We start from the raw sequence: 17,221 nt of genomic DNA on the forward strand, positions 1-17,221 counted from the left end.
ACCCAGGTCATTCTTTATTGCGACAGGCGCGCGACAGCGCCAGAGCGGGGCTGGATCGACAGGTCTTCATCCTTCTGACCGCTTTCGAGGCTTTGCAGGATTGGGCAGTGGGGGCGGTGGTCGCCGTGGCAGGCGTTGACCAGGGTTGTCAGCGTATGGGCCATGTCCTGCAGCCCCTTGATCTTGTTTTTCAGTTCATCGATGTGGCCTTGTGCCAGCCGTTTGACCTCAGCGCTCTGGCGGGTCTCGTCGCGCCAAAGACCCAGAAGGTCGCTGATCTCGGCAACGGAAAAACCAAGATCACGTGCGCGGCGGATGAAACGCAGCATATGGACATCGGTGTCGGAATAATCGCGGTAGCCGGACAGCTTCCGGTCTGCAGCCGGAATGAGGCCGGTTTGCTCGTAGTAACGGATCATCTTGGCCGAAACGCCCGATGCCTTTGATGCCTGTCCGATGTTCATCTGTATTCTCCCTAAAATGGAACAGCAGCCGCCCCGTATAGAGGGCCGGCTGCTGTGGTTTGTCAGCTTACCATTTTGAACGTGCGTAGCCGCAGCGCATTGCCGAGCACGAACACACTCGACAGTGCCATGGCGCCGGCGGCAAAGACCGGCGACAGCAAAATGCCGTAGGCTGGATAGAGAGCGCCTGCCGCAACCGGGATCAAAGCCGTGTTGTAGGCAAACGCCCAGAACAGGTTCTGGCGGATATTGCCGATCGTCGCCTTTGACAGCGCAATCGCGTTGGGCACACCTTGCAGGCTGCCCGACATCAGGACGACATCCGCCGCCTCGATGGCGATATCCGTACCCGAGCCGATGGCAAGGCCTACATCCGCTTCGGCCAGTGCGGGGGCATCATTGATGCCGTCGCCAACGAAGGCAACCTTGCCGTACTTGGCCCGGAGATGGCGAACCGCATCGACCTTGCCGTCCGGCAGCACTTCCGCCACCACCTCGTCGATCCCCAGCCGGGCAGCGATGGCCCAGGCTGTGCGGGCGTTGTCGCCGGTGATCATCGCGACTTTGAGACCAAGAGCATGCAGCGCGTTGATGGCCGCAGGCGTGGTCGTCTTGACCGGGTCAGCCACGGCGATGATCGCTGCGAGCTTGCCGTCGATCGCGGTATAAAGCGGCGACTTGCCCTCATCGCCCAGACGCCCGGCAACCTTGGAGAACGCTGCCACATCATGGCCAAGCTCGACCATGTAGCGGTCCGCACCGATCTCGACACGCTTGCCTTCGACCACGGCCTTGACGCCGAAACCCGTCACCGATTCAAAGTCCGACACGGCGGACAGCGAAATGCCTTCCGCAGCGGCCGCATCGACGATCGCACTGGCAATCGGATGTTCCGACTTGGCCTCGACAGCGGCGACTAGACTGAGGACAGCCCGGCGGTCGAAGCCATCAGCCAGCTCCAGATCGGTCAGGGCCGGCTTGCCTTCGGTCAGCGTGCCAGTCTTGTCGAGCGCCACGACCTTGGCGTCCTTCAGCAACTGGAGCGCTTCCCCCTTGCGGAAGAGCACGCCGAGTTCGGCACCCCGGCCGGTACCCACCATGATGGAGGTCGGTGTCGCCAGACCCATGGCACACGGGCAAGCGATGATCAGCACGGCCACAGCATTGACCAGCGCGAAAGTGAGTGCGGGCGACGGGCCAAAGGTGAGCCAGGCGGCAAAGGTCAGCGCCGCGACCGCAAAGACCGCCGGCACGAACCACATGGTGACTTTGTCGACCAGCGCCTGGATCGGCAGCTTGGAGCCCTGGGCCTCTTCCACCATACGGATGATTTGCGACAGTACCGTATTGCCGCCGACCGCCGTTGCCCGGAACGAGAACGCGCTCTTCTGGTTGACCGTGCCACCGACAACCTCGCTACCCACCGATTTCGAAACCGGGATCGGTTCGCCTGTGATCATCGACTCGTCGACATAGCTGGCGCCTTCGACCAAGTCGCCATCGACGGGCAGGCGCTCGCCGGGACGAACCTCGACGATATCGCCATAAACGACCGAACCGATCGGCAGATCGATCGTCTTGCCGTCCCGGCGAACGCGTGCCGTCTTGGCCTGAAGGCCGGCCAGGCGCTTGATCGCTTCGGATGTCCGGCCCTTGGCGCGAGCCTCGAGCAGACGGCCAAGCAGAATAAGCGTCACGATGACTGCCGCTGCTTCAAAATAGAGGTTGATCGTGCCGGGCGGCAGGAAGCCGGGGGCGAAGGTCGCGACCAGCGAATACCCGTAGGCGGCAAGCGAGCCGACCGCCACAAGCGAGTTCATGTCCGGGGCAAGACGCCAGAGCGCCGGCAATCCCTTGTCATAAAACCGGATGCCCGGAATGAAGAGGACGAGCGTTGTCAGCGCAAACTGGATGTACCAGCTCCACTGCATGCCAATCGTCGCTTCGATAATGCCATGCACGCCCGGAATGAGGTGCGACCCCATCTCAATGAGAAAGATCGGCGCTGTCAGCACGGCCGCAATGGTGAAGTCTCGGGTTAGCTCGCGGCGCTCTGCGTCCTTCTTTTCGGCACGTTCGGCATTCTCGTCCTCAACGTCATTGGCGGCAGCACCGATTACCCTTGCATCGTAACCGGCATCCCCAATCGCGGTAATCAGGGCAGCAGTACCGGCTGTTCCGTGGATCGTTACGCGTTCTGTCGCCAGATTGACAACTGCTTCCGTCACGCCGGGGACTGCCTTCAGTGCGCGCTCGACGCGGCCAACGCAGGATGCGCAGGTCATGCCATCAATCGACAACTCTGTGGGACCGACGGAAGCGGCGGATTTGACCGGCACGGAGTATCCGGCGTTTTCGACTGCAGCGACAAGTTTTTCACGGGCAACAGCCGATTTTGTCGTGATGCTCGCCCGTTCCGTTGCCAGGTTGACTGAAACGGTGTCGACGCCAGGCACGTCTTTCAATGCTCTTCCAATACGGCCGACGCAGGACGCGCAAGTCATGCCCTCGATGGGTAGCGATGTCGCTCCAGATAAGTCTGTTGGTCGAACGGGGGCATTCATAGCCGCCTCCTTTTCTCGTTCCGAAATTCAGGTTCGGACGGAAGATGGGGCTTCCAACCATGGGAAGGTCAATAGCAGATTTTTCTTTTCCGCACCACTTGACCTTCCCATGGTTGGAAGCCCCACCTTCAGCGTCATAGGACCCAAGCAAGGAGAATTCCAGTGGAACTGAAAATCGAGAACATGACCTGCGGTGGCTGCGCCAGATCCGTCACCAAGGCGATCCAGTCCGTCGATCCCAACGCGGTGATCGAGACCAATCCCGCCGCGCGCATCGTCAGGGTCGAAACGACTGCGAGCGCGGTTGTTGTTCAAAAGGTTCTCGATGATGCCGGCTATCCGGCAACCGCGAACTGAACAGGAGCGTTTGCATGAACAAGCTCACTCCGATTTTCATCGCAGGCTCGCTCGCGATCAGCGCGGGTCTGGCGACAGCACAGAGCCAAATGAACAAGAACAATCCGATGCAAGAACACGACATGACAGGAATGGAGATGCCAGCATCCGGCAGTCCTTCCACGAAGGCCTACATAGCCGCCAACGATCGCATGCATAAGGCCATGATGGTCGAGTTCAGCGGCGATGCCGACATCGACTTCATGCGGGGCATGATCCCGCACCATCAGGGCGCGATCGACATGGCAAAAATCGTGCTTGAGCACGGCAAGGACCCGCAGGTCCGCCAACTCGCCGAGGAGGTGATCAAAGCTCAGGAAGGCGAGATTGCAATGATGAGGGCATGGCTTGCCGCACAAGGCCACTGATAGCCGGAGGGCGGCTCTTTGGAGCCCTTGCCTTCCGGTCCTGTCCACTAGCCATCAACGCTCCAGATCAGATAAGCCGTCGGCGGCGAAGGGCAATGGTCGCAGCCACGGTCATGATGGCAAGGCCATACCAGGTGATCGCATAGACGAGATGGCTGTTGCGGAAGTTGATCACCGTCAGCCCACCGACTGGCAATCCGCCGGGATTGGGGGTCGCATCTGCGTCGATAAAATAGGGCGCGACGGAGGGGCCAAGGCCTTTAGCGAGCGCGATGGCAGCAACGTCACGGGAATACCAGCGGTCATTGCCCGGGTCGTTTAAGCGCAGAAAAGCGCCGCCGGGTTCGCTTATGCGCAGCAGGCCGGTGACTGCGACAGGTCCGGCCGCGATCTCGCTTGCGACGCGTGACGTGGAATCACTTTGTCCGCTCGGCAAAAAACCACGATTGACGAGAATCGTCGACGCATCCGAAAGATGCAGGGGCGTCAGCAGCCAGAATCCGGCGCCGCGCTCGGTCACGGCCTGAACAAGGACCGATTTGTCATGCTCGAAGAGGCCGGTCACGGTAACGTGCCGGTATTCGTCTTTTTCCGTGCTGATCGTCCCCCAATCCGCCACCGCCGGCGCCGGATCGGGAGCCGCGTGGATACGGGCTTCCACGCGGGCAATGAGGTCAAGCTTCCAGAACAACCGCTGGACCTGCCAGGTACCGAGCGCGAGGAAGGCAGTTGTCAGCACCAGCATGACGCTGACGAAAACCAGCCGGGCGCGGCGCGGGTTGCCCGTGGTCGCGGGATGTTCTGCGGCCACCGTGACCACCCGTCAGGGCATATTCTTCATCATCTCCGGCGACATCGGCATCATGTTCGCATTGAGATGATGCATGACCCAGAGTGAGCCGGCGAGCGTAATGCCGACGATGACAAGCGTGAAGATCAGCGCCATCATCGTCCAGCCGCCCTCTGAGCGCGGGCTCATGTGCAGGAAATAGACCATGTGGACGATGATCTGGACGACGGCAAGCGCCATCACGAGGAAAGCCGTCAGCAACCTGCTGTCGAAGGTCCCGGCCATGACGAGAATGAACGGAACGGCCGTCAGGATGACGGAAAGCCCGAAACCAATCATATAGCCCTTCAGTGAACCATGCCCTGCCTCGTGACCATGGCCGTGGTGAGCGTCGGCGGCATTTTCATGCGCGGGGGCGTGCGGGTGTGAGCTCATCCGAGGACTCCCATTAGATAGACAAAGGAGAAGACGCCGATCCAGATGACGTCAAGGAAGTGCCAGAACATCGACAGGCACATCAGCCGGCGGCGGTTTTCCGGAATCAGACCGCGCTTGGAGACCTGAACCATCAAGGTGACCAGCCAGATGATGCCGAAGGTGACGTGCAGGCCGTGGGTACCGACCAGAGTGAAGAAGGACGACAGGAACGCACTGCGCGTCGGGCCGGCGCCTTCGTTGATCAAATGGGCAAACTCGTAGAGTTCGAGGCCGAGGAAGGCCAGACCGAACAGGCCGGTGATGGCGAGCCAGAACAGCGTTTCAGCCTTGGCGTTCCGCTCCATCTGCAACATCGCGAAGCCATAGGTGATGGAAGAGAACAAGAGCATTGCCGTATTGATCGCTACCAGCGGCAGATCAAAGAGGTCAGCTGGCGATGGACCGGCCGCATAGTTGCGGCCGAGCACGCCGTGGGTGGCAAACAGCACGGCGAAGATCAGGCAGTCGCTCATCAGGTAGAGCCAGAAGCCCAGATTGGTGCTGCTTTCCGGATGATGATCTTCGGTCAGGTAGAAGACCGGCTTCTCGCCCGCTTGCGTTTGAATGTCGTGTGCCATGTCAGGTCCGCTCCGCGAGCAGTTTCGTGCGCGCATCTTCCGTCGACGTAACGGTTTCCGCCGGGATGTAGAAGTCGCGGTTGTAGTTGAACGTATGTCCGATCGCGACAGCGACGAGAGCGACGAAGGAAAGGATGGCCAGCCACCACATGTACCAGATCATAGCAAAGGCAAACGCAATGCTGATGGCGGACAGAATGAGGCCGGTGCCCGTGCTCTTCGGCATGTGGATCCGCTTGAATCCGGTGAGCGGACGCTCATAGCCGCGGTTCTTCATGTCGTACCAGCTGTCATGATCGTGAACCACCGGCGTGAAGGCGAAATTGTACTCCGGCGGCGGCGATGACGTCGACCATTCGAGCGTGCGGCCATCCCAGGGATCGCTGCCGCAAGCCAGCTGGTCACGGCGCAGGAAGCTGACGACAAGCTGGATGACGAAGGAAGCAATGCCGAGCGCGATGAGGACAGCACCGAAGGCCGCGATGATGAACCAGATCTGCAACGAGGGATCTTCGAATTGCGAGACGCGCCGCGTCACGCCCATCAGGCCGAGCACGTAGAGCGGCATGAAGGCAAAGAAGAAGCCGATCTGCCAGAACCAGAAGCTCATCAGGCCCCAGAACCGGTCAAGCTTGTAACCGAAGGCCTTTGGCCACCAATAGACGATGCCCGCCATCAACCCGAACAGCACGCCGCCGATGATGACGTTGTGGAAATGGGCGATGAGGAACAGCGAGTTGTGCAGGACGAAGTCCGCTGGCGGAACGGCAAGCAGAACACCGGTCATGCCGCCGATGACGAAGGTGATCATGAAGCCGATCGTCCAGTACATCGGCAATTCGTAGCGAATGCGGCCGCGATACATGGTGAAAAGCCAGTTGAATATTTTGGCTCCAGTCGGGATCGAGATGATCATCGTGGTAATACCGAAGAAGGCATTCACCGAAGCGCCCGAACCCATCGTGAAGAAGTGGTGCAGCCACACGAGGTAGGAGAGGATCATGATCACGCAGGTCGCGTAGACCATCGAGGCATAACCGAAGAGGCGCTTGCCACTGAAGGTTGCCACCACTTCGGAGAAAATGCCGAAGGCCGGTAGCACGAGGATGTAGACTTCCGGGTGACCCCAGATCCAGATGAGGTTGATATACATCATCGGATTGCCGCCGAGGTCGTTCGTGAAGAAGTTCGTACCGGCGTAACGGTCGAGGGTCAGCAGAGCGAGCGTTGCGGTCAGGACCGGGAACGTGGCGACGATCAGGATGTTGGTGCAGAGCGCGGTCCAGGTAAAGACCGGCATCTTCATGAAGGTCATGCCTGGCGCGCGCATCTTGACGATGGTGGCGATCAGGTTGATCCCGGACAATGTCGTTCCTACGCCGGCGACCTGAAGCCCCCAAATATAATAGTCGACCCCGACGCCCGGACTGTAATCTGAGCCAGACAATGGCGGATAGGCAAGCCAGCCCGTGCGGGCGAACTCGCCGACGAAAAGCGACATCATGATGATGATCGCGCCAGCGGTGGTCATCCAGAAGGAGAAGTTGTTGAGGAACGGGAACGACACGTCGCGCGCGCCGATCTGCAGCGGCACGACATAGTTCATGAAACCCGTGACGAACGGCATTGCCACGAAGAAGATCATGATCACGCCGTGGGCGGTGAAAATCTGGTCATAATGATGCGGATTGAGATAGCCCTCATTGCCGTTGAAGGCGATCGCCTGCTGGACCCGCATCATGATCGCATCGGCAAAGCCGCGCAGCAGCATGATGATCGCCAGGATGATGTACATGATGCCGATCTTCTTGTGATCGACGCTGGTAAACCATTCCGTCCACAGGTAGCCCCAGAGCTTGAACTTGGTGATGAGGGCGAGAACCGCGATACCGCCAAGTGCCACGCCAAGGAACGTCACGACGAGAATAGGCTCGTGATAGGGGATGGCCTCCAAGGTCAGCCGCCCAAAGATGAATTCCGTCAAGGTATTATAGCCGAACATTGTTTTGTCCAAAATGTCGCGGGCGCGGCCTCACGGCTGCGTCGTGCTGTTGGTATTCAGTTGCGCCGGAGCAGGGCTGTTCTGATCGTTTTCGGGCATGGAGTGGCCCTGATGCGTGTCGTGGTTCATCGGCTGCTCATCCACACCCTCTGCCGGCTGCTCGCTGCGTGCCGGGTTGCCGGTTGCGGGGAACGTGGCAGCCGGTGCCTGTTCGGTGCTGTGGCGGGTATCGTATTCGAGGCGAGCCCGGTTTTCATGGCTCTCGACACCGGCGCCCCCCATCATGTCGATATGCATCATCTCGCTCATGCACATCTTGCCGGGATGTGTGCACATGTTGAGGACCGCGTCGTAGAGCCCGTCAGCAACGGTGGCGTAGTAACGCACTGGTTCCTTGGCGCTCGGCTTTTCGAGCTTCAGATAGGTGTCGCGGTTCAGCGCCGTGCCCTGCGCCTTGACCCGTGCAACCCACTGGTCGAAGCCTTCCTGTTGCAGGCCATGGAACTTGAAGCGCATATGAGAGAAGCCGTCGCCGGAATAGTTGGCGGAGAGGCCTTCATATTCGCCTTCCTTGTTGATGACGGCATGAAGGCGCGTCTGCATGCCCGGCATGGCGTAGATCATGCCGGCAAGAGCAGGCACGTAGAACGAGTTCATCACCGAGGATGCCGTGATCTTGAAATTGATCGGCACATCAACGGGCGCCGCCATCTCGTTGACTGTGGCTATGTCGTATTCCGGATAGAAGAACAGCCATTTCCAGTCCAGCGCGACCACTTCGACGGTGATCGGCTTTACATCGGCAGGAAGGGCGCGTTCCGCGTCGATCCGGTCCAGCGGGCGATAAGGGTCAAGCTTGTGTGTGCTGATCCAGGTGATCGCGCCGAGCGCGACGATGATGGCGAGAGGCGCAGACCAGATAACCACTTCCAGCGCCGTCGAATGATGCCATTCGGGGGCGTAGGTGGCGCTGGTGTTGGAGCCGCGGTACCTCCAGGCGAAAAACACGATCAGGAACAGCACGGGCACAATGATCAAAAGCATCAGCACCGTCGAGATGATGATAAGGTCCCGCTGCTGCATGGCGATATCGCCGGACGGGGCCATGACAACCATGTTGCACCCGGCCAAAGCCAAGAGGGGCAACAGGGCGAGAAAGCGGCTGGCGGATTTCCATTTTGACATAGCGGGCTCGAGTTTTTGCGTTCGTCTGGTCCGCACTAACGAAGCACCTCGGATGACGGAATGAGGTGGTTCGTCGCAGTGCAGCAATTTGTCGCGTTGCAAAAAGTGTGGCTGCGATCGAAGTCGAATGTCTGGCTGGGCTAAGGTATAGACGGTCTTTGGTTGAGGTCAAAGCGTCTGTTGCATTTCCTGAATGGTACAATCGTTTATAGGATGGACCGCAACGGTTTTGCACCATATTCTTGATCAAAGCCCGGCCAGGGTTCACATTGTGCTGAAATCGCAATCCTGCGAGGAGAAAAAATTATGGGCGTGGCTGGAAATCCATCGTCATCAGGGCTCGAACAAGACGCCCGGCGAATGCACGGTGACAAGCCGCTTTCTGCCGGCAGTATCGCCTTGGGTGTGATTATCGGCCGCATGTCGGAATTTTTCGACTTCTTCGTCTACGGCCTTGCCTCCGTTCTGGTCTTTCCGCGGCTGGTTTTTTCGTTTGCGCCCAATCCGGTTGCGGCAACGATGATGTCTTTTGCGGTGTTCTCGCTGGCGTTCCTGGCGCGCCCGGTCGGTTCCTTCGTCTTCATGTGGATCGATCGCAATTACGGACGTGGCACCAAGCTCACCATTGCCCTTTTCATTCTCGGCGGCTCCACGGCCTCCATCGCGTTCCTGCCGGGCTATGAAACCGTCGGATACTGGTCGGTCGCACTTCTGGCGCTGTTCCGGCTGGGCCAGGGGTTCGCGCTCGGCGGGGCCTGGGATGGTCTCGCGTCGCTGCTCAACCTCAACGCGCCGTCGCATCGCCGCGGCTGGTACGCCATGATCCCGCAGCTCGGCGCACCCATCGGGTTTGCGCTTGCAAGCACGCTCTTCGGTTATTTCGTGACCAATCTGCCCGACGCGGACTTTCTGTCCTGGGGATGGCGTTATCCGTTCTTCGTCGCCTTCGCCATCAACGTCGTGGCGCTGTTTGCCCGCCTGCGCATCGTTGCCAGCCAGGAGTTCGGCTCGGCACTGGAAAACAACGAGCTGCAGGCGCGGCCGGTTTTCGAGATGCTGAGCAAGCACGCGTCTGACGTTGTGCTCGGAGCCTTCGCGCCGCTGGCGAGTTTTGCGATGTTCCACCTCGTCACGATCTTCCCGCTGAGCTGGGTCACGCTGTTCGGCGGACAGTCGGCGGCACAGTTCCTCTGGGTACAAGTAGCGGGTGCGGCCGTCGGCCTCATCGGCATTGTCCTGTCCGGCGTCATTGCCGACCGTATCGGACGCCGCAATCAGCTGATGATTGGCGCGATCATCATCGCCATCTTCTCGTTCTCGGCACCGTTCCTGCTGGATGCAGGCCGCACGGGGCAGGATGCCTTCATCATCATCGGCTTTGGCATTCTGGGGCTGTCCTTCGGCCAGGCCTCCGGCGCCGTTTCGTCGCGCTTTGGCCAGTATTACCGCTATACTGGTGCGGCGCTGACCTCCGATCTCGCATGGCTGATTGGCGCAGGCTTTGCGCCACTCGTTGCGCTTGGCCTCGCCAGCAATTTCGGGATCATCTTCATTGGCGGTTATCTGATCTCCGGCGCGATCTGCACGATCATCGCGCTGAGCGTCACCCGGGCGCTGGATTTGAGCGGCGAACCCGACGCGAAATCAGACGCGTCTTCGAATGCTAGATGATGCGGCAGAGTCGGATTTCCGATCTCTGGGCTAACGCTTGACAAGAATTGCGTTGACGCCAACACGCTGGCCTAAACGCTCTTGATCCAAAGCATCGTCGGACGAGAATATCGTAGGATAATTGAGGCTCTCGTCCGACCCATACCCTGCCGTCTTATGAGACCTTTGCGCAGGGAGCATTTTGCGTTGATTTGTTTTCTCTTTTTGGCGTCCAAGGCAAATTTCGCAAAGACACCGGCGCCGACGAACTGGCTGTGGTTTGTGAAGCTCTCGTGGTGTTCTTGCCCGCTCTCCAGCCATGGCGATGACCATTGTATTGTAGGCGATGGCGGTGAGATGAATTTGAGCGCCGGCCTTTGCATCTTCCCGCCATCGCATTCAGCGAAGGTCGTACCTTCGTTTCCAGGTGCCGGAGATCCTCTCCATCCGGCCTCGAATTCGGTGGATCGGTTGGTCAAAGGTCTCACGGCATGCGCGTGTTTCGGCTTCGTCACGTCCCTATTCCGGTCGCGACGAAGCGCGGTGTTCCACGGCGCATACCGCACCTCCGAAATGATTGCCCCGGTAGGCGCTGTCAGCAAAACACTTCGCCGGAAGAAAAAAGGAATCGGCTTCCCGCTGTAGGAAGCTTGTTATCGCCAACATGGAGCCGTTGTGGGGTGTTCCCGATTCCGGCGGCATTCAGCGAAGCTATTGAACAACGATGAAAGTTTGGCTGGGGAACCTGGATTCTCACATTATCTCAATAGCTTAGTTCAAAAGCCTTGAAATTCCCTCTGTTTTCCAATCGCGAGCGACCGTGGATGCCACCTTTGTGCCCTGGCTTTGGGCATCAGTCAACTAGACGGTCTAACGGCAATAATTTCCGCTTTCGGGCCTCAAGTTTGCGGTGAGGCAGCCACAGAGCGCCCGGCAGCTTTGCGCCTTCAAATTAGCCGTTCAGCTCGCTTGGGTGCCTTCCTAACAGCAGACATTGTCAAGCAAGGCTTCGACGCCCGATACGGAATTGAGCCAGCACCTCACGTCGCTGATGCGCCAATTGCGGTCATCGTCAGGCGCAGCACTTGGCTCCGGACGGCGACGGCCCGCAACACGCCGAAGCCTGTTTCACGCTCTCGGCTAACCACCGATCGCGGGGCTTGCAGCTCGCCGGGCGAGGTCCGAGGTCGACATGGAGGATGCCGTCGCGGAGCACTGGCGAAGAAGCCTTGTGGAGCTGCATCGGAGCGACGCCGTCGGACACTTCGAAGGTCAGTTTGGCCGCCCCGTCGAGCGCGACATGCTCCGAAACCTTCCGGACGATCGAAGCGAACTTGCGCGCTGCCATATGGGTGCGGGCATCCTCGTCGATATCCCAGAGCTGCACGAATATCTCCGACCAGGCTTCCGGGTTCGCCCCGCAGTCGAGCGCGGAGAAGTGCCCGGCCTTGACTTCGGTAATGTGATATCCGCCGCGGATGTCGTTGCCATCGTAGCTGAAGACGAGCGGTGCATCAGGGTTGGCGTCCAGCACCCCGAGCAGGAAACCGAGATCGATGTCATCTGGCGACGAAAGGGTATTGTCTGATATCGTCATCTGCGCTACTCCTTATTTTGACATTTTTAGGATTGTTGAAATATGGAAGAACGTCAAGCCCTCCTTTCATTCGGCGCACTGTCGCAAGAAACCCGCCTTCGGATCGTTCGTGCCCTCGTCATAGCCGGGCCAGAAGGCATGGCCGCTGGATCGGTCGCCGAGAAGGTCGGTGTCTCCGCCACCAATGTCAGCTTCCACCTCAAGGCGCTCGAGCAGGCAGGCCTCGTCAGGCAGCAACGCGCCTCCCGCTCGATCATCTACACGGCGAGCTACGACGCGCTCGGCGAACTGGTGCGTTTCCTGATGGAGGACTGCTGCGCCGGGCATCCGGAGATTTGCGCGCCCGTGGGAGCATCCAAGGTGTGTTGCGCGCCCGAGATCGCGGAGAAGGTCTGATGATCGACATCCAACCAGCTCGCGGCCGCGATCTCGCCCTCAAGGCGCTGTTGGAGGGCGCTGGCCTACCCACTGACGACCTGGAAGATTCCGGGCGCATGTTCTTCCTTGCAAGCGCGGGCGGATCGGTCTGCGGCTCTGGCGGCTTCGAAACCGCTGGCAGCGACATCCTCCTCCGCTCCATCGCGGTCAATCCCGATTACCGTGGCCAGGGCCTCGGGAAGACGATCACGATGGATGTCCTCGAACGCGCCCGCCGCTGCGGTGCCGTCCGGGCCTATCTGCTGACGACATCGGCGGCTCCATTCTTTGAGAGCCTCGGCTTCGCCCGCATCGACCGAGCGGCCGCGCCCGAGGCAATCCTGCGGACCCGGCAGGCGGCATCCATCTGCCCGGCGTCGGCCGTCCTTATGGTGAAGGGCCTGACCGCGTGACAACCTTCGAGCTCAAGCGCCGCCTCTTTGCGGAGACCCTCGGCACGGCGCTCCTCGTCGCCACCGTGGTCGGATCGGGCATCATGGCCGACAGGCTGTCGGACGACGCCGCTGTCTCGCTCCTCGGTAACACTATCCCGACGGGGGCGATCCTCGTCGTCCTGATCACCCTGCTCGGTCCGATATCCGGCGCGCATTTCAATCCGGTCGTCACCATGGTCTTCGCCGTAAGGCGCGAGATCAGTTCGCGGGACACGCTGTTCTACGTCCTCGCACAGGTGATTGGTGGTATCGCCGGCACGTGGATCGCGCATGCCATGTTCGATCTTCCGATCTTGCAGGTGTCGCAGACCGTGCGCGCGGGAACGGGCCAATGGATCGCAGAGATCGTCGCCACCTTCGGCCTCCTATTCACCATCCTCTGCAGTCTGCGGTTCCGTTCCGATGCCATTCCGTGGCTCGTCGGCCTCAACATCACAGCGGCCTATTGGGCCACGGCGTCGACGTCCTTTGCCAATCCCGCGGTCGCCATCGCCCGGTCATTTACCGACACCTTCTCGGGCATCCGCCCGCTCGACCTTCCCGGCTTCATCGCCTCCGAGGCCGTCGGTGCGCTTCTGGCGGCCGCCGTCGCCGGATGGCTACTTGCCGGACCGTCAAGCCTTCCGAAAACCACCACTCCCAAAGGTGCCGAATGACCTTCCCCGTCACGATCTATCACAACCCCGAATGCGGGACCTCCCGCAACACGCTGGCGCTGATCCGCCATGCCGGGATCGAGCCGACCGTGGTCGAGTATCTAAAGACGCCGCCGACCAAGATCGGGCTGTCGAAGATGATCACCGAGGCCGGACTGACGGTGCGCGAGGCGATCCGAGAAAAGGGAACGCCCTATGCCGACCTCGGACTCGACGATCAGGCGCTCACCGACGACCAGTTGCTGGACGCGATGCTGGAGCACCCGATTCTGATCAACCGTCCCCTTGTCGTGACCCCGATGGGCACGCGGCTGGCGCGACCCTCCGAGGTAGTCCTCGACATCATCCCGGCTGAGATGTTCACTTTGGAGTTCGTCAAGGAAGACGGCGAGCGCGTTCTTGACGCCCTCGGTAAGCGGGTCGCATGAGGACATGGAGAGGCGTCTTCCCCTCTGGGCGCTGATCGGCCTGGGCGCGACACAGATCATTGGCTACGGCACCGTCTACTACGCCTTCAGCATCCTCGCGGCCGACATGGCCCGCGATCTGGGGAAGTCCGACACTTGGGTGTTCGGGGCCTTCTCCGTGTCTCTCCTCGTGGGCAGCTTCTTCGCACCGCCCGCAGGCCGTCTGGCGGATCGTTTCGGAGCCGGACGCATGATGGCTGCTGGATCGGCGGCTGTCGCGCTGACCTTCGTCCTCGCCGCCCTATCGCCGGGGCCGATAACCTTCGCGCTCGCTCTGATCGCCATGCAGGCGGTAGCGGCTACCGTTCTTTATGCGACGGCGTTTACGGCGATCGTCCAGGCTGGAGGGAGTGCGGCCAAGACGTCGATCGTCCATCTGACGCTCATCGCGGGATTCGCTTCGACGCTGTTCTGGCCGTTGACCGCGTGGCTGCACACTTTCATGTCGTGGCGGGAAATCTTCATGGCGTTCGCCGTCGCCAACCTCGCGCTGTGCTTCCCCCTCCATTGGGCGCTATCCCGGTTGACTGTCCCCACTTCGGGCGTTCCACGAGGGCCAACGACTATGGATGAAGCACCGCCGCACGGGAACACGCTTCTGATGGCTTTGATGTTGGCCGGGTTCGCGATCGAGGGCTACGCGCTGTCGGCCGTGTTGGCGCAGTTGGTGCCGTTGACGCAGGCGCTGGGACTCGGAGCGTCGGGACTGCTCGTGGCAACGCTGTTCGGTCCGGCGCAGGTGGCCAGCCGATTGATCAACCTGATATTCGGGCGGGAGCTCTCCCAGGCCTGGCTCGCAGTGATCGCCGCCGCCCTTCTCCCCGTTGGCCTTGCGATCCTTCTTTGGACCACGCCATGGTTCGGTGGAGCGGTGCTGTTCGCCCTCTGCGCAGGCCTCGGCTCAGGTCTGACGAGCATCGTCGGCGGCACGCTGCCACTGGAACTGTTCGGTCGGAAGGGCTACGGCAAACTGATCGGATGGTCGACCTTCGCCAAGCAGGTGCCCGCATCCGTCGCTCCGTTCGCGATGTCTGCCTCGTTGGCGTCGACAGGGGTCGTCCCGTCCCTCTGGATAGTCGCCGCGGTGGGCATCGTCGGCCTGGCCGCCTTCGTCGTCATCCCGTTCGCGCTCAGGATGTCGAGAGATCGAGGAAGCGCATCATATAGACCGACGACTTGAACTCGCCCCAAGGATCGACGAAGTGCTTCGGTACGACACCGATCTCCTGCCAGCCAAGACGGCGGTAGAGGCGCTCGCCTGCGCCACCCTTCACGGTGTCGAGAAGAAGCAGCGTGCGGGCTTGCTTTCGTGCCTCGGCCTCAACGGCAAGCATCAGCGCCTCGCCGATACCACGGGTCCTGAACTCGCGGTGGACGAGCAGCTTGTAGACCTCGCCGCGATGCGGCGCGTTCGGCTCCGGCGACAGATAGAGCTGGACCGTTCCCGCGATTTGGCCTTCAACGGACGCGCAGATCAGAAGGCGCTCCCCCGCTCCGACCGACGCGATGACATCCTCCCAATAGGAAGCCACGGCGGCGATGTTCACCGGGATGACGTGACCGATGAGTGCGCCCCCTTCGACGCTATCAACGAGGATGTCGGAGAACCGAGGAAGTTGCTCAGTGGCCTTGTCGGAATCGAGGATGTCGATCTCTATCGTGGACATTCTTGGCCGCCTCCAGCACGGCGGCCAAAGTGGTCGCATGATCCCGTCACAAAATGAAGACTTGGCAGATCAGCGATGACCGGTTTGGGTGGTGGGCTCACGGGGTGAGCGCAACATACTATTCTTTTCTCAAAGAGGAGTGTGGACATGAAGCGCAGACCCCGCATGTATCTTTCTGCTGCTCAGCGATCGGAGATTTGGGACCGATGGCAGGCCGGCGAGTCAATGAAATCGATCGGACGTCTTATTGATCGAGGCTCTTCATCCGTATTTTCGGTGATTTCGCCCACCGGTGGCATACGCCCAGCCGAGCGGCGTCGGGCGCGGAGGGCACTCAGCCTGCATGAGCGTGAGGAGATCTCCCGAGGGCTGAGTACGCGATCTTCGTTACGATCTATTGCATGCGCATTAGGTCGATCTCCCTCAACGATCAGCCGCGAAATCCGTCGCAACGGCGGGCTGGATTGCTATCGGGCAGCACGTTCCGATCAAGCCGCCTGGGATCGGTCAATGCGCCCCAAGCCGTGCAAGCTGGCTTGCAATGCGTCGCTGGCCCGCACAGTATCTGCCAAGCTGCAGCGGAAGTGGTCGCCAGAGCAGATTGCTGGCTGGCTCAAGCGCACTTACCCAGGGGAGCCACTTAGACAGGTGTCGCACGAAACGATCTATCGCAGCCTGTACATTCAGGCGCGTGGGGTGTTGAAAAAGGAGCTGCTAGAACACCTTAGAGCAAGCCGGACCATCCGCCGTTCCCGGCACGCTACCATGAAGCGGAGTGGGTTGGGCCAGATAACGGATGCGATTTCCATAAGCGAGAGACCTGCATCTGTCGAAGACCGCGCAATTCCAGGTCATTGGGAGGGTGATCTTATCGGTGGGTCGAAGAACAGCTACATAGCGACACTGGTCGAGCGCCACTCCCGATATGTCATGCTGATTAAGGTCGCCAATAAAGATACAGAAAGCGTAGTCTCAGCCCTTATTCGACATACGCAGAAACTCCCTGGCGAACTCTATCAATCGCTAACCTGGGATCGAGGCAAGGAACTGGCAGATCACCAGCGACTGGCAATGGCCACCGACATTGAGATTTACTTCTGCGATCCTCGATCTCCTTGGCAGCGCGGTTCGAATGAGAATACCAATCGATTGCTACGCCAGTATCTCCCGCGCGGCACCGACCTGTCCGTGCACAGCCAAGCCAAACTCAGTGCAATCGCTAGGCAGCTCAACGAGCGTCCAAGAAAGACCTTGCTTTATCAGACGCCAGCCGAAAGATTTGCAGAGTGTGTTGCGGCGATCAATTGAACCCACTGTCGATAACGGAAGTCGGCGAGGCTCAGCGGTTCGGCCGCTTTTGTCGATCTTTTTCGATAAGCGGACCGTCTGGAGACGTGAAGAGTTTCGGGCGCCGGCAGGCGTACGAAAGTCCCCGAGGAAGGAACCCGCGGGCCACAGGCTATGGCGATGGTTATGGGGATTTCAGAT

The 17,221-nt window shown here is 60.2% G+C and carries 18 protein-coding genes; 9 read left to right on the plus strand and 9 right to left on the minus strand.

What is annotated here, in order from left to right; all coding sequences use genetic code 11:
* Positions 1-14 precede the first annotated feature (14 nt).
* Complete coding sequence (gene cueR / locus ASC96_RS17165; RefSeq protein ID WP_060504357.1) at positions 15-464, minus strand: Cu(I)-responsive transcriptional regulator; 450 nt, start codon at positions 462-464, stop codon at positions 15-17.
* Positions 465-526: 62 nt separating this feature from the next.
* On the minus strand, positions 527-3,028 hold the full coding sequence (locus ASC96_RS17170) for a heavy metal translocating P-type ATPase (protein WP_060504358.1): 2,502 nt from the start codon (positions 3,026-3,028) through the stop codon (positions 527-529).
* Positions 3,029-3,190: 162 nt separating this feature from the next.
* Between ASC96_RS17170 and ASC96_RS17175 the strand changes: the two genes are divergently transcribed.
* Both ASC96_RS17175 and ASC96_RS17180 read left to right on the plus strand, forming a co-directional pair.
* Positions 3,191-3,385, plus strand: coding sequence for a heavy-metal-associated domain-containing protein (locus ASC96_RS17175; protein ID WP_060504359.1), 195 nt, complete (start codon positions 3,191-3,193; stop codon positions 3,383-3,385).
* Between the two features lie 14 nt (positions 3,386-3,399).
* Positions 3,400-3,792: a DUF305 domain-containing protein gene (locus ASC96_RS17180; RefSeq protein WP_060504360.1), complete on the plus strand. Its 393-nt coding sequence runs from the start codon at positions 3,400-3,402 to the stop codon at positions 3,790-3,792.
* 67 nt (positions 3,793-3,859) lie between these two features.
* Here ASC96_RS17180 and ASC96_RS17185 read toward each other — a convergent pair whose 3' ends face one another.
* The 5 genes from ASC96_RS17185 to cyoA form a co-directional block, all read right to left on the minus strand.
* Entirely contained in the window at positions 3,860-4,537 is a 678-nt protein-coding gene (locus ASC96_RS17185) for an SURF1 family protein (protein WP_060504380.1), read from the minus strand.
* 78 nt (positions 4,538-4,615) lie between these two features.
* Positions 4,616-5,017, minus strand: a complete 402-nt coding sequence (gene cyoD / locus ASC96_RS17190; protein ID WP_060504361.1) for a cytochrome o ubiquinol oxidase subunit IV — start codon at positions 5,015-5,017, stop codon at positions 4,616-4,618.
* Complete coding sequence (gene cyoC, locus ASC96_RS17195) at positions 5,014-5,637, minus strand: cytochrome o ubiquinol oxidase subunit III (protein WP_060504362.1); 624 nt, start codon at positions 5,635-5,637, stop codon at positions 5,014-5,016. The genes cyoD and cyoC overlap by 4 nt, the downstream gene beginning before the upstream one ends.
* A 1-nt stretch (position 5,638) precedes the next feature.
* Positions 5,639-7,639, minus strand: coding sequence for a cytochrome o ubiquinol oxidase subunit I (gene cyoB / locus ASC96_RS17200; RefSeq protein WP_060504363.1), 2,001 nt, complete (start codon positions 7,637-7,639; stop codon positions 5,639-5,641).
* Between the two features lie 30 nt (positions 7,640-7,669).
* Positions 7,670-8,824 (minus strand): ubiquinol oxidase subunit II, encoded by a 1,155-nt coding sequence (cyoA, locus tag ASC96_RS17205; RefSeq protein WP_060504364.1) that lies wholly within the window; start codon positions 8,822-8,824, stop codon positions 7,670-7,672.
* Between the two features lie 306 nt (positions 8,825-9,130).
* On the opposite strand from cyoA, the gene ASC96_RS17210 reads away from it, so the two are divergent.
* Positions 9,131-10,495, plus strand: coding sequence for an MFS transporter (locus tag ASC96_RS17210; RefSeq protein WP_060504365.1), 1,365 nt, complete (start codon positions 9,131-9,133; stop codon positions 10,493-10,495).
* A gap of 1,051 nt (positions 10,496-11,546) precedes the next feature.
* Here ASC96_RS17210 and ASC96_RS17220 read toward each other — a convergent pair.
* The gene (locus ASC96_RS17220; protein WP_060504367.1) at positions 11,547-12,071 is read right to left on the minus strand and encodes a DUF6428 family protein; all 525 of its coding nucleotides are present in this window, start codon (positions 12,069-12,071) and stop codon (positions 11,547-11,549) included.
* 42 nt (positions 12,072-12,113) lie between these two features.
* Here ASC96_RS17220 and ASC96_RS17225 point away from each other — a divergent pair, with 42 nt between their 5' ends.
* Genes ASC96_RS17225 through arsK form a run of 5 tightly spaced genes read left to right on the plus strand, consistent with a single transcriptional unit; the run spans position 12,114 to position 15,246 of the window.
* Entirely contained in the window at positions 12,114-12,467 is a 354-nt protein-coding gene (locus ASC96_RS17225; protein ID WP_060504368.1) for a metalloregulator ArsR/SmtB family transcription factor, read from the plus strand.
* Entirely contained in the window at positions 12,467-12,901 is a 435-nt protein-coding gene (arsN2, locus tag ASC96_RS17230) for an arsenic resistance N-acetyltransferase ArsN2 (protein WP_060504369.1), read from the plus strand. The genes ASC96_RS17225 and arsN2 overlap by 1 nt, the downstream gene beginning before the upstream one ends.
* On the plus strand, positions 12,898-13,599 hold the full coding sequence (locus ASC96_RS17235) for an MIP/aquaporin family protein (protein WP_060504370.1): 702 nt from the start codon (positions 12,898-12,900) through the stop codon (positions 13,597-13,599). Before arsN2 ends, ASC96_RS17235 begins: the two co-directional genes overlap by 4 nt.
* Positions 13,596-14,027, plus strand: coding sequence for an arsenate reductase (glutaredoxin) (gene arsC / locus ASC96_RS17240; RefSeq protein WP_060504371.1), 432 nt, complete (start codon positions 13,596-13,598; stop codon positions 14,025-14,027). The genes ASC96_RS17235 and arsC overlap by 4 nt, the downstream gene beginning before the upstream one ends.
* A gap of 4 nt (positions 14,028-14,031) precedes the next feature.
* Positions 14,032-15,246 (plus strand): arsenite efflux MFS transporter ArsK, encoded by a 1,215-nt coding sequence (arsK, locus tag ASC96_RS17245; RefSeq protein ID WP_060504372.1) that lies wholly within the window; start codon positions 14,032-14,034, stop codon positions 15,244-15,246.
* Here arsK and ASC96_RS17250 read toward each other — a convergent pair.
* Positions 15,197-15,733: a GNAT family N-acetyltransferase gene (locus ASC96_RS17250; RefSeq protein WP_060504373.1), complete on the minus strand. Its 537-nt coding sequence runs from the start codon at positions 15,731-15,733 to the stop codon at positions 15,197-15,199. The two genes, arsK and ASC96_RS17250, sit on opposite strands and share 50 nt — an antisense overlap.
* 147 nt (positions 15,734-15,880) lie before the next feature.
* On the opposite strand from ASC96_RS17250, the gene ASC96_RS17255 reads away from it, so the two are divergent.
* Positions 15,881-17,041 (plus strand): IS30 family transposase, encoded by a 1,161-nt coding sequence (locus ASC96_RS17255; RefSeq protein WP_060504374.1) that lies wholly within the window; start codon positions 15,881-15,883, stop codon positions 17,039-17,041.
* Positions 17,042-17,221: the final 180 nt, after the last annotated feature.

It is taken from the genome of Rhizobium sp. Root1204, from assembly GCF_001424965.1.
GTDB lineage: Bacteria > Pseudomonadota > Alphaproteobacteria > Rhizobiales > Rhizobiaceae > Pararhizobium.

Coding starts and splice junctions, on each gene's coding strand:
- cueR (WP_060504357.1), bottom strand. CDS start 464: ATGAACATCGGACAGGCATCAAAGGCATCGGGCGTTTCGGCCAAGATG.
- ASC96_RS17170 (WP_060504358.1), bottom strand. CDS start 3,028: ATGAATGCCCCCGTTCGACCAACAGACTTATCTGGAGCGACATCGCTA.
- ASC96_RS17180 (WP_060504360.1), top strand. CDS start 3,400: ATGAACAAGCTCACTCCGATTTTCATCGCAGGCTCGCTCGCGATCAGC.
- ASC96_RS17185 (WP_060504380.1), bottom strand. CDS start 4,537: ATGCTGGTGCTGACAACTGCCTTCCTCGCGCTCGGTACCTGGCAGGTC.
- cyoD (WP_060504361.1), bottom strand. CDS start 5,017: ATGAGCTCACACCCGCACGCCCCCGCGCATGAAAATGCCGCCGACGCT.
- cyoC (WP_060504362.1), bottom strand. CDS start 5,637: ATGGCACACGACATTCAAACGCAAGCGGGCGAGAAGCCGGTCTTCTAC.
- cyoB (WP_060504363.1), bottom strand. CDS start 7,639: ATGTTCGGCTATAATACCTTGACGGAATTCATCTTTGGGCGGCTGACC.
- cyoA (WP_060504364.1), bottom strand. CDS start 8,824: ATGTCAAAATGGAAATCCGCCAGCCGCTTTCTCGCCCTGTTGCCCCTC.
- ASC96_RS17210 (WP_060504365.1), top strand. CDS start 9,131: ATGGGCGTGGCTGGAAATCCATCGTCATCAGGGCTCGAACAAGACGCC.
- ASC96_RS17220 (WP_060504367.1), bottom strand. CDS start 12,071: ATGACGATATCAGACAATACCCTTTCGTCGCCAGATGACATCGATCTC.
- ASC96_RS17225 (WP_060504368.1), top strand. CDS start 12,114: ATGGAAGAACGTCAAGCCCTCCTTTCATTCGGCGCACTGTCGCAAGAA.
- arsN2 (WP_060504369.1), top strand. CDS start 12,467: ATGATCGACATCCAACCAGCTCGCGGCCGCGATCTCGCCCTCAAGGCG.
- arsC (WP_060504371.1), top strand. CDS start 13,596: ATGACCTTCCCCGTCACGATCTATCACAACCCCGAATGCGGGACCTCC.
- arsK (WP_060504372.1), top strand. CDS start 14,032: ATGGAGAGGCGTCTTCCCCTCTGGGCGCTGATCGGCCTGGGCGCGACA.
- ASC96_RS17250 (WP_060504373.1), bottom strand. CDS start 15,733: ATGTCCACGATAGAGATCGACATCCTCGATTCCGACAAGGCCACTGAG.
- ASC96_RS17255 (WP_060504374.1), top strand. CDS start 15,881: ATGAAGCGCAGACCCCGCATGTATCTTTCTGCTGCTCAGCGATCGGAG.